The sequence below is a fragment of the Bifidobacterium subtile genome (genome assembly GCF_000741775.1).
GTDB classification, from domain to species: domain Bacteria; phylum Actinomycetota; class Actinomycetes; order Actinomycetales; family Bifidobacteriaceae; genus Bifidobacterium; species Bifidobacterium subtile.
On the sequence record NZ_JGZR01000016.1, the window covers coordinates 254,131 to 268,211 of the forward strand.

Below are 14,081 nucleotides of genomic sequence, written 5' to 3' on the forward strand. Positions count from 1 at the left end.
GCGATGCGTCTGCTCCCGTCAGCGCCCGCTCGCGCCGACGCCTCCCCTATCGCTTGCCCGCCTCTCCACGGCCTGTAGACGCGTACTAATCCTGGGCATAGCGAAGGCCCGCACGTCACCGTGGCGTGCGGGCCTTCTCGCTGGCAAGCGTCTTCCGGCGCTCAGACCTTGGCGACGTTTTCGGCGGTGTCGATCTCGAACACGCCATAGCTCCATCCGTGGCGGTGATAAACGACGGAGGGGCGGCCGGTCTCTTTGTTGACGAAGAGGAAGAAATCGTGACCGATCAATTCCATTTCGTACAACGCCTCGTCGATGGTCATCGGATCGGCGATATGCAGCTTGCGGCGGATCACGATCGGAGTGTCGCCGACCTGCACTTCGACGGATTCCCCGGGTCCCAGTTCGGAGGCAATGGCAGCCTGGGGGCTGTTGTTGGGCTCTTCGGATTCGGTTTCCGGCTCCTCCGGCGGAATGATGGACCCCAGATCGACCGGGGCCGGGTTGGTGTAGCCACGGCGATGATTCTTGCGACGGTCACGCGTGCGGCGCAGCCGCAGCGTCAATTTATCCAGCGCCATATCCAGCGCACTGAACTCATCGGTGCTCGATGCCTCGGCGCGCACGACGGAACGACCGGCGATCACGGTGATTTCCACTCGCTCTGCCGTGTCTGCCTGACGGGGATTGCCTTCGTGCGAAAGCACGATCTGCGCACGTTGCGCATCCGGGGCTATGGCGGTCACACGATTCATCTTGCTTTCGACGACATCACGGAACCTCTGCTTGATCTGCGTGTGGCGCCCGGTAACGACGATTTCCATGTGGACCTCCTATCTCAAGCGGTTTCCCGCTATATGTGTCGGACGGCGTCTTCACTGTCCGGGTACGACTCATTGTAATCGAAGCCTGTGTTAACACTGCGGGGACTCGCGGCAAGAAACTCGCTTCGCGAACGTTATGTACCCGATACCAAAAGTGTTGCTACAATGAAGCAGTTGAGGTCCTTCGGTGGCCGCGGATCCGCCCAAGGCGGATCTGAGGAACTTCCGGGCTCCACAGGGCACGATGGCGGATAACGTCCGCCCAGGGCGACCTGAGAGACAGCGCAACAGAGAACAGACCGCCTGGCCGTAAGGCCAGGTAAGGGTGAAACGGCGGTGCAAGAGACCACCGGGCCCCTGGCAACAGTGGGTCGCATGGCAAGCCTCATCGGGAGCAAGGCCAAGCAGAAGGCATCAAGAGCTGCCCGCTCAAGCCTTCGGGTAGGCTGCTAGAGCCTGGCGGCGACGCTAGGTCGAGATGGATGGCCATCCGGGCGCTTCGGCGCACGACAGAACCCGGGGTATGAGGGACCTCAACACTCCTTCCTTATCTTCCGGCGACGTCCGCCCCGCCATCAGCACCGACGTCAAACAGTTCATGCGCCACGACCCGCAGCATCGCGGGATCGTGCCCTTTGCGGCCTCCGGCACTCCACAAACGGCGCATGCGCACCTGGCGATCAAGCCCACGGGTTTTGCGCTCGATGGAACGGCCCAGCTCCCAGGCCGATTCCTCGAATGCGCCATGCTTATCGGCTTCGTCCACGATTTCGGCGGCCAAAGGGCCTTCAACCCCTTTGCGTACGAGTTCGTTGACTGCGCCGCGCCGCCCATACATCCGCTCGACGCAGTAGCGGACTGCCGACTGCGCATATGACCGGTCGTCGATAAGACCTACCGCACCCAGCCGCTCGATGACCTCCTCGACGATGTCCGCTGCGTAGCCTTTGCCAAGCAGCCGCGTTCGCAACGCCCCGGATGGACGTGCCGCCGCATCCAACAGCGTTAATGCCGCCTCTCTGCATGCATCAAGATCCTGCGGATCATCAGGCAGCCTGCGCCGCTGCCGGGATGACTCCATAACCGTCACCCCACTGGAATCTCGGCCGTGCTGATATGCGCCATATCGCTTTCGCGAACGCGAGCCCCGGAATCCGGAACGGCCAAAACGACCGCGGTCTGCACTATGTGAATCGTGCGAACCGTGCAAGCCATATGATGATGCCGTTCCAGCCCCAGCGCCGTCGACAGGTTCGACATCATCCGGTCCAGCAACACTCAATTCAGCATGACCGGACGCGGCATGATCAGACGCGGCATCGTCAGGCAGCGCACCGAAGGAACCAACATGACGCAAGGACGGGTCTGCCGCATCCTGAGCAGATTTCCTTGCCGCATTGCCTTGGGCTAATGAATCAGCATCTTTGGCTCGCTTTTCGGGACGTCCGGATTCCAGTTCGCAATCCGCGATAACCGACTCATGACCACTCAGGAACTCTTCGGCGCTGATCATCGGCTATGCCTTGGCTGCGGCGGCCTTTGACGTTTTGGCCTTGGAGTCGCCCGCCTTGCCTGCGCCTGCCATCTCGTCGGATGCGTCAGCACTGCCTGAGCCATCGGCATCGTCAGCCTCTGACGTGTCATCCGGAAGCAGGCCGAAGGCGATTTTCACCTTGCGTTCGATCTCATCGGTGATCGCCGGATTGTCTTTCAGGAACTGCCGCACGTTTTCGCGGCCCTGTCCGAGCTGCTCGCCATCGTAGGTGAACCAGGAGCCGGATTTCTTCGCCACATTGCATTGCAGCGCCATATCCAGCACGGAGCCCTCCTTCGAGATGCCCTCGCCGTAGAGCACGTCGAATTCGGCGAATTTGAAAGGCGGCGCCATCTTGTTCTTCACCACTTTGACCTTGGTGCGGTTGCCCACGGCCTCATCGCCGTTTTTCAACGTCTGAATCCGCCTGATGTCCAGACGGACCGAGGAATAGAATTTCAGCGCCTTGCCGCCGGTGGTGGTCTCAGGGCTGCCGAAGAACACGCCGATCTTCTCGCGCAGCTGGTTGATGAAAACCGCAGTGGTGCCGGCCTGCGCCAGCGCACCAGTCATCTTGCGCAGCGCCTGGCTCATGAGCCTCGCCTGCAAGCCGACATGGCTGTCGCCCATTTCGCCCTCGATCTCGGCCTTGGGCACCAAAGCAGCCACCGAATCGATGACAATGACATCCAATGCGCCAGAGCGAATCAGCATATCGGCGATCTCAAGCGCCTGCTCGCCGTTGTCGGGCTGCGAGACGATCAGCGAATCCGTATCCACGCCCAAATGCTTGGCATAGACCGGGTCCAGCGCATGCTCCGCATCGATGAACGCCGCCACTCCCCCGTTCTTCTGCGCATTAGCCACTACGTGCAGCGCCAGCGTCGTCTTGCCGGAGGATTCCGGCCCGTAGATCTCCACGATGCGGCCACGCGGCAGCCCGCCTATTCCCAAGGCCATATCCAGCGCGAGAGAACCGGTGGGAATGACCTCTACGTCTTGCGCCGGCTTGTCGCCCAAACGCATCGCCGACCCCTTGCCGAAGTTCTTTTCGACCTGTTGCAGCGCGGTTTCCAACGCGGCTTGACGCCGTGGATCCTCGCCATGCGAATCCGTCGCGTTCGTCTTCGACGCGATCTTTGCCTGTTGTGCCATGTCTACTCCTTACGTTCACAGCTCTCGTCACATCCCACGGTATGGCGTGACATGCCGCCTCGGCAATCCGTGCAGACCATTGTGGTCGAAGGCTTGCCATTTCGACACGCCGGGCGGATGCTCCTGCGCGATACCTTCAGGCGCCAAGCCCGAAGACACAGCAAAACCAGCGATGCAGCCGCTCATGCAGCCACTGGTGCAGCTATTGATGCATGATCTGCGCTGAAATCAGCATACAGTAGCGTACGAACATTTGTTCGAAAGCATCGAGGGGAACGCGGCGTGTCGGCCGCAGGCCCGGTCCGCGGCCTTAAGAGCGCCAAGCCGTCGCCGAAGAACTCATCAGCGAGCCGGCAGCGGCGGCGCATTATGGCCCTTGCCCCAGCGCTTGGCATCGGGGACGTCCATCTGATCGCACAGCACATTCCAGACAGTGCGCGGTTCGACGCCCGCTTCAAGAGCCTGCACGACGCTCATGTTCTCAAGCACGGTGAGCTGCTGGTCGCGGGCAAGGCTGCGGCCATAGCTGCGGCCGAATATCTCCTCAAGCAGCTCCCAGAATTCCCGTTCGCGCACAACACCTCGGTCCCGCCATTGAATATGAATCTCACATCCGCCATCCACGAATTCTACGCCTACGCGATCCCCCGATGCCGCATACCGATACTGGATGGATCCGTGCGTTTGCAACGCAGCGCCTCACGCACACGCAAAACCCGCCACCCAAGGATGGCGGGTCTGAAGTAGCATATGCCACCGCAATGCGGCATGCCGCTCACATCTCGACGGAATCGAGATAGTCGGCAACCATGCGCAGCATCTGAGCCGTGCTCAATCCCAGCGATTCAGCGATCGAGCCGAGCAATTCAGAACTGGCTTCCTTCTGCCCGCGCTCAACCTCGGAAAGATAGCCAAGCGAAACGCCGGCCTTTTCGCTCACCTCGCGCAGGGTCTTATGGTCTTGCGTGCGCAGATCGCGCAGCACATGCCCTATCGCCTCGCGCAACGACATATCCTTGCTTTCGCTGGCAGCCTCGCGCTTGCGCGCCGCAGCACGCGGCTTGGTCTGCTGCTCGGCGTCCTCGGCCTGCCACATGCGGCTGAGCGCAGCCTGCCGCTCATCCTTGGCCTTCTTCGCCGCTCTCGCGCGAATCACCTGCTGCTGGGCGAACATCACGGCCCTGCGCTGGGCGGGAGTCAAGTCGCGCATGCGCGCATTGCCTGCCTGAACCGGCCGTGTCGACAGAGCGGTTACATCCGTCTGTTCTTTGGTGCGTGTCATCGTGTCCATCTGCGCTGTTCCTTTCGGCTCGTGTTCGTAGGCTTACACTATGAACAACACGAGAGGAACGAGATTATTCCTGTGAATTCACTGTGAGTTCGCTTAGGCCTTCCAAAACACGCAGCACGCTCTGCCGACGCACCTCCTCGCGCGAACCGCGACAGTGCAGCTCTCGCACAACGATCTGCGGCTGTCCAGAAGCAGAGAATGCAGCCGGAAGCGCCAAACCGATATAGACCAGTCCCGCAGGCTTGTCGCCATCGGGGCCAGGCCCTGCGACTCCGGTGGTGGATAGCCCGATTACGGCGTCATACCCCGGCTGCCGGTAGAGATCCGCCGTGGCCTGCGCCATCTGACGGGCCACCTCGGGATGCACCGCACCCTCGAGTCGCAGCAGCTCAGCATCGACCCCTAGCATCGAAGCCTTCGCAGCGATGTCATAGGTGACCGCCGAACCGAGGAACACTGCGGAAGCGCCCGGCACCCGCACGAAGGCATCGGCCAGCAGACCTCCGGTCAGCGATTCGGCGGCGGCTATCTTCGCGCCGAGCAGCTTGCAGCGTGCGAGAATCACGGCGGCAAGCGCATCGCAACGCCCCTGCATATTCATGTTCTCGTCGCAAGACCCAACGGCATGCGACGCGGCAGCCATGCCCAATGTATCCGTCATGATGCGCCCATCATGCTGATTGATCGCCACCTGTCGGCGGCGCAGCACGTCGCCCGCCGAAGGTATTGACCAGATATTCTCCTCCGGAGTACAGGCACAGCGCAAGCGCGATGTAGATGATAGCCTGCGTGACCCCGTTGTAGACGCTGACCCATGTCGGCGTTTCGCCAGCCGGGGCAAGCGACCACAGCGGGGTCAGGAGCATGCCCAGCCCGACGCATTCGGTCAAAGTCTTGTATTTGCCTGCCTGCGAGGCAGCGATGACCTTGCCGCCGCTATCGATGACGAAGAAGCGCATCACCGTGATGCCCAGCTCACGGATCAGGAACAGAATCGTGACCCACCAAAACACCTCGCCGAATGCCGACGCCACGATTAGCGTGGCCAGAATCAGCAGCTTATCGGCGATGGGGTCCATAAGCTTGCCCAGCTCGGTGACCTGATCGTACTTGCGCGCCATCCAGCCATCCAGCTTGTCGGTGGATGCGGCGACGACAAAGAGAATGGCCGCGGCCCAACGCAGCGGCAGATTCTGCGCCCCCCAAGGTCCCGCGGCGATGTCGGCCCAAAGAAAAACCAACACCAGCACGATGCGGGAATAGGTCACCAGATTCGGCGGGCTATTCCATCCGTCCCATAGCGATGTCTTGTGTTCATCCCGTGTTTGCATACTATTCACCCTACCGCGACAGCGATACCTAGCGTGTTCATACTCGCCAAGCGCAAGTCAAAATCGATGAAACCAGCCATGGCGACCGTGCATTCAGCTCGATGCGGCCTATTCAGCAGGCACATTGCCCACGCCGTTGGTCTCGCCCGGGCCGCCTGCCGACGTCTGCAACGCATCGCTTTCTCCGCGAATGAAGGCGAGCACCTGCTGCAGGTCCTGCGGTTGCACGAGCACCTGCCGAGCCTTCGAGCCTTCGGAAGGCCCGACGACGCCACGCGATTCGAGCAGATCCATCAGTCGCCCAGCTTTTGCGAAACCGACGCGCAGCTTACGCTGCAGCATCGAGGTGGAGCCGAACTGCGTGGTGACGACCAGCTCGGCCGCCTGCAGCAGCACATCCATATCGTTGCCGATATCCTCGTCAGGCTCGACGGCGTGCTGCTCGGCTTCCTTGGCCATCTGCTCGATGTCGTCGCGGTAATGCGGCTTGCGCTGCGTGCGCACGTATTCGACCGCCTTGCGGATCTCGGATTCGCTCACCCACGAGCCTTGCACGCGCAACGCCTTGGCCGACCCCATAGGCAGGAACAACGCGTCACCTTGGCCGATCAGAGACTCTGCGCCCACCGAGTCGAGGATGACGCGCGAGTCGGTCGCTGAGGACGTAGCGAACGCGAGCCTGGACGGAATATTCGCCTTGATCAGCCCGGTGACGACGTCGACCGAAGGCCGCTGCGTTGCCAGCACCAGATGCACGCCGGCGGCGCGGGCCAGCTGCGTGATGCGCTGAATCGAGCTTTCCACGTCGTTCTTGGCCACCATCATGAGGTCGGCCATCTCATCGACCACGACGAGCAGATACGGATATGGAGCCACCTTGCGATTCGAACCGGCCGGAGCGTGGACCTTGCCGGCGCGCACCGCCTCGTTGAAGTCCTTGACGTGGCGGAAGCCGAAGAACTGCAGGTCGTCATAGCGCGCGTCCATCTCTTTGACGACCCATTCGAGGGCTTGCGCGGCCTTCTTGGGATCGGTGATGATGGGCGTGAGCAGATGTGGGATGCCCGCATAGGCCGAAAGCTCCACGCGCTTGGGGTCCACCATGATCAGGCGGACCTGCTCGGGCGTGGCCCGCATGATGACCGAGGTGAGCATGGAGTTGATGAAGCTCGATTTGCCCGAACCGGTCGCGCCGGCGACGAGCAGATGAGGCATCTTGGTCAGATCGGCGGTGACGAAATGCCCCTCGACGTCCTTGCCCACGCCGGCGAGCATCGGATTGGGGTCGTTCACCGCCTCGTCGGAGCGCAGCACATCGCCCAGATGCACAATTTCGCGGTCGATGTTCGGAATCTCGATGCCGATGGCCGATTTGCCGGGGATCGGCGACAGGATGCGCACATCGGAACTGGCCACCGCATAGGCGATATTGCGCTGCAGATTGGTGACCTTCTCGACCTTGACGCCCGGGCCGAGCTCCACCTCGTACTGAGTGACGGAGGGGCCGCGCAGGAATCCCACGACTTTGGCATCCACCTTGAACTGTTGGAAGGTGGAGGTCAGGGCGCGGATGACGTTGTCGTTGGCCGGCGTGCGCACGGCATGCGGCTGCCCTTTGCCCAGCAGGTTCAAATCAGGCAGTTGGTAGGGAGCCAGAGCGTCATCGGCGATATCTGCGCTGCCGGTTCCGTCGTCGTCGGCTATCTCGCCTGTTGCGGCGTTCACCAGCATGGCATCCCCGCCATCGGCGACGGGTTCGGGCACGCCGATCGCAGCCCAAGGGTCGGCAGCGGAGTCAAGCGCCGCAGTGCGCTCGGCTGAATCGTAATTCGCGGATGCGGCTCCTCCCGTGGAACTCATGGGGTTCAAGGCGACCGTCGGTTGCGGATTCTCGGCATCGTCGTAGGCGGCGGGGGCGTACGACGGGTTCGTGACATGCGGCAAACCGACGTTATCCGGCAAATCGATACCCGCCATCGCATCGACACCATGCGCAGGACCGAAAGTCGCCTCAACCGCTGGGAACTGTGCGCTCTCGCCGTGGCTGCGCGCGGCCTTGTCGAATGCGGTGTCATTTTCGTAGCGGTCCAGAGCCCCACCGTCCGCATCCGCATCCTTGCGGGAGAAACGCGACAGCAGCTTGGACCACAGCCCGCTCTTTGCCCCGCCGCCATCCAGCGGCTGCCCCATCTCGTCCGCATCATCATGCGATGGCACGCCCTGCGCAAACGACAGCGTGCCCTCGCCGACGCGCACCTCGTTGGGGAACTGCTCGGTATCATCGGCACCGTCAGCTGCCGCGCGGGGGTGGCCGAACACAGAGCGGACACGCTCAGGAACCTCGCTGACATGCATGCGGGTGATCAGCAGCAATGCGAACAATGCGGTCACGACGAAAATAAGCACCGCAAAGCTCTTGGACAGCCCCCATGAAAGCGGGGAGCCGAGCGCGAAGCCGAACAGGCCGCCAGATCGTTGAACTTCGGACATGTTGAATCCGCTAGTGTCCGAGGCCATGAGCGCGTCGATGATTGAGCACACGGACCACAGCAGCAACGTCCATCCGGTCACCACCTTGGCATTGTCCGAATCAGCGCCGCTGTTGCGCATGAGGCGTATCGAAAGATACGTCAGCAGCACGGGCAGCACCACGCTCATAACGCCGAAAACGCCCGAAGCGAAGGCGTGCAGCGCCCTCCCCAGCACCCCGTCGACGCGGAACCACTCCGAGGCGACGAACGCTATCGCCAGCACGAGAAGAATGAAGCACCATCCGTCATTGCGATTCTCCGGATCATAGTCGCCGACGCCGCCGATAGTGCGCACGACCTTGCCAAGCCCGCGGGGTATGGCAAGCAGCGCCTTATGCCAGAACGGTTCGGGGTCGAGTCCGGCGGGTCCTTTGGCATCCGCCGAAGCCCCCTTCGCTTTGGATCGCGGGGACTTGGCTGTGCTGTTTGATGAAGATGCGGTTCGTGCCATAACGCCATCGATTCTACCGGCTCCCGTTCCCATCGACTTTCCATCGGATTTTCATCGACTATGATGGGCAACTATGACTCCTGCAGAACGTGCCGTCGCAGTCGCATTTGCCCACAAGAACTGCGAATTGGAAGCAATGACGCTCAACGACGCCACGAACCGGGCGGCAGGTGACTATGCCGCGGGAGGCTCGGACGTGCGCCAGCTGATTGAAGTCGCCGACCGCGATCCGCATGACGCGGCAAGCGGCGTGTTCGCCAGAACCGTGCTGCTCGCCGAGCGCGGCTGGGCTCCCACGGGCGATCTTTCGGAGCTGCAGGCCATTCACCGCGCGCTGTTCGACGGCGTCTACGGTGACGCGGGCCTGCTGCGCACCAAAGATGTCAAGGATCACAGCACACAGCGCGACGCAGCGAGCGATTCGGGCGATGAATCCGGACGTGACGAGGACCCAGAGGCGTTCTTCCCCGCAGGTCTTATCGACACCGGAGCGATGAACATCTCCACTGAGCTGAGCGAAAAGCGCAACCTGCGCAATCTCGATCGCGACGATTTCACGCGCGGGTTGGCGAAGATATACGACGAACTGGGCTATCTGCATCCCTTCAAAGGCGGCAACGCGATGGTGCTGCGCATCTTCGCCTCGCGGCTGGCGCATGATGCCGGCTGGGACTTGGACTGGGGTCTGGTGAGCCGACAGGACTACAAGCAGGCGAAGCGCCTGGCCTACACTGGCGACATCAGTGGCTTCGAGAAGCTGTTCGCCGCGATCCAGCGCCCGGCCAATCCCACGCGCGTCTTCCTCATTGCCGGCTGGGACCAGGGCCCGGCGCACTGAGGCGCTGCACCTCCCCCACATCGCCAAGATGATGGTGGACGTAATCGTTCGCATTCGCATCATGTTCATCGAAAACGCCCGAATCCGCTTGGTCGATGACCTCAAGGGCGCGGTCCAGCAAATGCGGATCCAAGGCATTGAGCCAGTGAATGCGCGGGTCGCGCCCGAACCAGCCCATCTGCTTGCGCGCCAGCCGCTTCGTGCGCTGGGCGATTTGCGCGAAGGCCTCATCCTCACTGAGGGTGCCGTCAAGCGATTCGAGAATCTGCTGATAGCCTAGCGCCCGCGCAGCGGTGAATCCCAATCGGGACTTCAGCCGACGCACTTCGTCGACGAATCCCGCTTGTCGCATCGCCTCAGTACGCATGTCAATGCGTCGGTCGAGTTCCTCGCGCGGCAGATCCAGCCCGATCTGCACGGCAGGCATGACGTAGCGGTACTGCGGCAGACTGGCCGAATACGGCTTCCCCGTGATCGCAATGACCTCCAACGCGCGAATCGTGCGGCGAGGATTATGCGGATCCATGCGCGCCGCGGCCTGCGGGTCCTTGGCCTGCAGCTCGGCGTACAGCGCTCCCGGCCCTTCGAGGCGCGCGCGTTCCTCTAGCTGCGAGCGCACAGCCGGGTCGGTCGCCGGAAAGGAGATGTCGTCAATCGCGGCGCGCGCGTACAGCCCCGACCCTCCGACGAGAATCGGGCGGATGCCGCGCTGCTGCAACTGCGCGATGCAATCCGTGGCGAGCTGCTGGAATCGCGCCACACTCATGGCATCGTCGGGGTCGATGACGTCGATGAGATGATGCGGCACCGCCTGACGTTCCTGCAGCGTGGCCTTGGCGGTCCCGACATCCATGCCGCGATACATCTGGTACGCGTCGGCGTTGATGATTTCCGCCGCATCTCCCCGATCGCGCAATGCCTTGGCGAGCGCGATGGCAAGCCCCGTTTTGCCCGAGGCCGTAGGACCGATGACGGAGACGACCCTGTGCGCGGTGCCGTACGTCGCACCTGGCTCGGAACTGCTGCCATCGACGACGTCGTGCGCCGGCGCGTCGTAGTTCCCGGATGTCGAAGTCGCATCTGCGCCCGGCTGCGCACCGGATTCCCATATTGCATGCATACGCGCGATTGTAGCGACGTGTCGCCACCGGACTGACCGGAGCGCTGCGATTGTGAGCATCTGCGCGTGACGAAAAGGACATCCCCACGGCCCATCCAGTCAACCGTCAGCGCCATGCGGCTATGATGGGAAACCGTGATATTAGACCGCCATGACCGCATCAACACCGCCGAAATGCAGGCGAGGCTCGAAGCGGCAAACGCCAACAGGACGTCGTTCAACGGGGACGAGATCAGCGAATTCGTGGATCTCATGCAGGTGTACGAGGGAGCGATGTACGAGATCAGCACGAAGCTGGACGTGCTCGACAGCGAGTTTCAGGTACGCTTCGAGCACAATCCCATTCATCATCTGGAGCGGCGTCTCAAATCCGTCGATTCGATTCTGGAAAAACTCGGGCGCAAGGAACTGCCGCCGACCACCCAGTCCATCAAGGACAATCTCTTCGATGTGGCCGGCATCCGGGTCATCTGCAACTATCGCGACGACGTGTACTCGGTGTCGAACTATCTTTCGGCGCAGTCCGACATCCAGGTGCTGCGCGTCAAGGACTACATCAAGAATCCGAAGCAGAACGGCTATCGCAGTCTGCACGTGATTTACGCAGTGCCGGTATTCCTCTCCTCCGGTGCGCACTATACGCCGGTCGAAGTGCAGTTCCGCACCATCGCGATGGACTACTGGGCCAGTTTGGAACATGCGCTGCGCTACAAGACCGATCTGCCCGACGCTAGGCTGAACGAGCATTCGCAGACGCTACTCGACTGCGCGCGCAGCCTGCAGAACGTCGAAGCGCAGATGCAGAACATTCATCGCGACATCAACGGCGCGCCCCAAGGCGATGAGGCGCCACGCCGCAGACTGCAGGACAAAGGGTAGGCGGGATGCGAGGCAGATGACGAACGTCGTGCGGCTGGCCGTCGGTGCAGTGGCGCGACATCTGTCATGCGAACGCCACCGCAATAATAGAGATAATAGAGATTGGCTCTGCAGCGATATTTCAGCCGCTGCAGAGCCATTTGCGATCAGGGCTACGACGCCTGATCCACAACCCGTCAGAAGTTGAAGTTGTCGGGGTCGGCGCCGGTGCGCACGCCGGTGTTCAATGCGTCGATAGCCTCCATATCATCTCCGGAAAGCTTGAAATCGAAGACGTCGAAATTCTGGCGGATGCGCTCGGCATGCGTCGATTTCGGGATGACGATCAGCCCGCGCTGCAGGTGCCAGCGAATCACCACTTGCGCCGGGGACTTGCCGTAGCGCTGCGCGATTGCGGCGAGCGCAGGATTGGAGAGCAGCGTGCCGCCGGTGCCGCCCAGCGGGCTGTAGGCCTCCACATTGATGCCCTTGGCGTGCGTGAAGTCGATGACATCTTGGTTGGCGAACTGCGGCGAGGACTCGATCTGATTGACCGCCGGCTTGGCATCGCTGATCGACAGCAGCGACTCAAGATGATGCGGCTGGAAGTTGCTCACGCCGATCGCCCGCACGCGCCGCTCGGCGTATAGCTCGGCCATGGTCTCCCACGCCTTCTCCCAGCCGTCGACCGGCCAGTGGATCAGATACAGGTCGATGTACTCCGTGCCGAGCTTCTCCATGCTCCGGTAGAACGCTTCTTTGGCGATGCCTGCTCGGGCATCGTCGTTCCACAGTTTCGTGGTGATGAACACATCACGACGCTTGAGGCCCGACTGCCGCAGTCCCTCGCCCACCGATTCCTCGTTGCCATAGGCCGCAGCCGTGTCGATGTGCCGATATCCGGCTTGCAAAGCCTCGCGCACCGCGTCGGCGGTCTCCTTTCCGCTTTTCGTCTGGAACACGCCCAGCCCTAGCTGCGGGATGGTCACGCCATTATTCAGAGTGATATTTGCGTTATCCACGTCGTTCATCGTTCCTCCTTATGTTATTTTGCCTTGCCGTCTTTTCGCCGTTCGAACGACCGGCATCCGTCGTATGCCACGCGTGTCTTAAGCGTCTCGTGCCGCATAGCCGCGCCGATCCGTTCGCCCACGGTTTCCATCGTAACGAGCCGGCGGCTGAACCGCTGCGCTCCTAGCTAACACTCAGCACAACCGCTTACTCTAGGATGGAAAGGTACGCGAACTAAGGAGCAGCCATGACGTTCGGCAGACAACCGCAGGACAATCGCAGCCAATTCAATCAGCAATACGGCCAATCGCAGCCGCAAAACGGGCAGCCCGGATATCAGATGCCCATCGGGCAGAACCCTGAGGGGTCCCCGTATGCATACTCCGCCGCGCAGGCCGGACAGGGCCCGGTTGACGCGCAGCTTGCATATTCCTATGAACGCACGAGGCGCGTGTCAATCGCGAATGCCTACGGGCAGATGACTCTCGCCCTGCTGGTCACCGCCGCCGTGGCGATCTTCACGCAGATGACCGGTGCGCTCAACGCCTTCCTCGTTGCAACCGGTGCTTTCGGTTGGATCGGGCTTGCCATCGTGCAAGTCGTGATGGCCGTGGCGCTCGGCGCACGCATCATGAAGATGAAAACCGGCACCGCTTATGTGATGTTCTATCTGTATGCGGCGTTGATGGGTTTCACGCTCAGCTCGATCTTCATGGTCTACGACCTCGGCTCCATCGGCATAGCGCTGGTCATCAGCGCGGGCTTCTTCGTGGCGCTGACGATGCTCGCGCTGACCACGAAGGTCGACATGCTCAAGGCCGGCCCGATTCTCATGGTCGCGCTGATCGTCCTTATCGTGAGCCAAGTGATCCTCATGTTCTTCGCCCCTTCGGACTCCACCATCATGGTGATTTCCGCCGTCGGCGTGCTGATCTTCGCCGGCATGACGGCCTATGACGCGCAGCGCACCCGCGCGCTCTTCGCCCAGTACGCGACGAATCCCGACATGATCAAGCGCCTTTCGATCATCTGCGCGCTGAGCCTTTACCTCGACTTCGTCAATATGTTCCTCTATCTGCTGCGGCTCTTTGGGGGTAGGAACTAGGGGCATTCCTCAGGGTTAAGATACACAAGTCG

General features: G+C 61.7%; 13 protein-coding genes and 1 other RNA gene. 4 read left to right on the forward strand and 10 right to left on the reverse strand.

What is annotated here, in order from left to right:
• Positions 1-161: 161 nt before the first annotated feature.
• Positions 162-824 (reverse strand): ribosome hibernation-promoting factor, HPF/YfiA family, encoded by a 663-nt coding sequence (hpf, locus tag BISU_RS10810; protein WP_024463640.1) that lies wholly within the window; start codon positions 822-824, stop codon positions 162-164.
• 175 nt (positions 825-999) lie between these two features.
• Between hpf and rnpB the strand changes: the two genes are divergently transcribed.
• Positions 1,000-1,364: RNase P RNA component class A (gene rnpB, locus BISU_RS11785), an RNA gene on the forward strand.
• 7 nt (positions 1,365-1,371) lie between these two features.
• Here the strand turns inward: rnpB and BISU_RS10815 are convergent.
• From BISU_RS10815 to BISU_RS10845, 7 genes are all read right to left on the reverse strand, one after another.
• On the reverse strand, positions 1,372-2,106 hold the full coding sequence (locus tag BISU_RS10815; protein ID WP_404801786.1) for a regulatory protein RecX: 735 nt from the start codon (positions 2,104-2,106) through the stop codon (positions 1,372-1,374).
• 234 nt (positions 2,107-2,340) lie between these two features.
• Positions 2,341-3,513, reverse strand: coding sequence for a recombinase RecA (gene recA, locus BISU_RS10820; protein WP_024463642.1), 1,173 nt, complete (start codon positions 3,511-3,513; stop codon positions 2,341-2,343).
• A 342-nt stretch (positions 3,514-3,855) separates the two neighbouring features.
• Positions 3,856-4,089: a DUF3046 domain-containing protein gene (locus tag BISU_RS10825; protein ID WP_024463643.1), complete on the reverse strand. Its 234-nt coding sequence runs from the start codon at positions 4,087-4,089 to the stop codon at positions 3,856-3,858.
• 199 nt (positions 4,090-4,288) lie between these two features.
• Entirely contained in the window at positions 4,289-4,804 is a 516-nt protein-coding gene (locus tag BISU_RS10830) for a helix-turn-helix domain-containing protein (RefSeq protein ID WP_024463644.1), read from the reverse strand.
• 64 nt (positions 4,805-4,868) lie between these two features.
• On the reverse strand, positions 4,869-5,399 hold the full coding sequence (locus BISU_RS10835) for a CinA family protein (protein WP_152599187.1): 531 nt from the start codon (positions 5,397-5,399) through the stop codon (positions 4,869-4,871).
• A gap of 76 nt (positions 5,400-5,475) precedes the next feature.
• On the reverse strand, positions 5,476-6,135 hold the full coding sequence (gene pgsA / locus BISU_RS10840) for a CDP-diacylglycerol--glycerol-3-phosphate 3-phosphatidyltransferase (protein ID WP_024463646.1): 660 nt from the start codon (positions 6,133-6,135) through the stop codon (positions 5,476-5,478).
• A 108-nt stretch (positions 6,136-6,243) separates the two neighbouring features.
• Positions 6,244-9,117 (reverse strand): FtsK/SpoIIIE family DNA translocase, encoded by a 2,874-nt coding sequence (locus BISU_RS10845; protein WP_024463647.1) that lies wholly within the window; start codon positions 9,115-9,117, stop codon positions 6,244-6,246.
• Between the two features lie 73 nt (positions 9,118-9,190).
• Here BISU_RS10845 and BISU_RS10850 point away from each other — a divergent pair, with 73 nt between their 5' ends.
• Positions 9,191-9,955, forward strand: a complete 765-nt coding sequence (locus BISU_RS10850; protein ID WP_024463648.1) for a Fic/DOC family protein — start codon at positions 9,191-9,193, stop codon at positions 9,953-9,955.
• Here the strand turns inward: BISU_RS10850 and miaA are convergent.
• Positions 9,921-11,075: a tRNA (adenosine(37)-N6)-dimethylallyltransferase MiaA gene (gene miaA / locus BISU_RS10855; protein WP_024463649.1), complete on the reverse strand. Its 1,155-nt coding sequence runs from the start codon at positions 11,073-11,075 to the stop codon at positions 9,921-9,923. The genes BISU_RS10850 and miaA overlap by 35 nt on opposite strands.
• Before the next feature lie 174 nt (positions 11,076-11,249).
• Here miaA and BISU_RS10860 point away from each other — a divergent pair, with 174 nt between their 5' ends.
• Entirely contained in the window at positions 11,250-11,954 is a 705-nt protein-coding gene (locus tag BISU_RS10860; RefSeq protein ID WP_051246107.1) for a GTP pyrophosphokinase, read from the forward strand.
• A gap of 176 nt (positions 11,955-12,130) precedes the next feature.
• On the opposite strand, the gene BISU_RS10865 is transcribed toward BISU_RS10860, so the two are convergent.
• Complete coding sequence (locus BISU_RS10865; RefSeq protein ID WP_024463651.1) at positions 12,131-12,964, reverse strand: aldo/keto reductase; 834 nt, start codon at positions 12,962-12,964, stop codon at positions 12,131-12,133.
• Between the two features lie 227 nt (positions 12,965-13,191).
• Here BISU_RS10865 and BISU_RS10870 point away from each other — a divergent pair, with 227 nt between their 5' ends.
• Complete coding sequence (locus tag BISU_RS10870) at positions 13,192-14,049, forward strand: Bax inhibitor-1/YccA family protein (RefSeq protein WP_024463652.1); 858 nt, start codon at positions 13,192-13,194, stop codon at positions 14,047-14,049.
• Positions 14,050-14,081 lie beyond the last annotated feature (32 nt).

Bases quoted from the DNA above. Each gene is read 5' to 3' on its own strand.
- hpf (WP_024463640.1), bottom strand. From the start codon at position 824: ATGGAAATCGTCGTTACCGGGCGCCACACGCAGATCAAGCAGAGGTTC.
- recA (WP_024463642.1), bottom strand. From the start codon at position 3,513: ATGGCACAACAGGCAAAGATCGCGTCGAAGACGAACGCGACGGATTCG.
- BISU_RS10830 (WP_024463644.1), bottom strand. From the start codon at position 4,804: ATGGACACGATGACACGCACCAAAGAACAGACGGATGTAACCGCTCTG.
- BISU_RS10835 (WP_152599187.1), bottom strand. From the start codon at position 5,399: ATGCAGGGGCGTTGCGATGCGCTTGCCGCCGTGATTCTCGCACGCTGC.
- pgsA (WP_024463646.1), bottom strand. From the start codon at position 6,135: ATGCAAACACGGGATGAACACAAGACATCGCTATGGGACGGATGGAAT.
- BISU_RS10845 (WP_024463647.1), bottom strand. From the start codon at position 9,117: ATGGCACGAACCGCATCTTCATCAAACAGCACAGCCAAGTCCCCGCGA.
- BISU_RS10850 (WP_024463648.1), top strand. From the start codon at position 9,191: ATGACTCCTGCAGAACGTGCCGTCGCAGTCGCATTTGCCCACAAGAAC.
- miaA (WP_024463649.1), bottom strand. From the start codon at position 11,075: ATGCATGCAATATGGGAATCCGGTGCGCAGCCGGGCGCAGATGCGACT.
- BISU_RS10860 (WP_051246107.1), top strand. From the start codon at position 11,250: ATGCAGGCGAGGCTCGAAGCGGCAAACGCCAACAGGACGTCGTTCAAC.
- BISU_RS10865 (WP_024463651.1), bottom strand. From the start codon at position 12,964: ATGAACGACGTGGATAACGCAAATATCACTCTGAATAATGGCGTGACC.
- BISU_RS10870 (WP_024463652.1), top strand. From the start codon at position 13,192: ATGACGTTCGGCAGACAACCGCAGGACAATCGCAGCCAATTCAATCAG.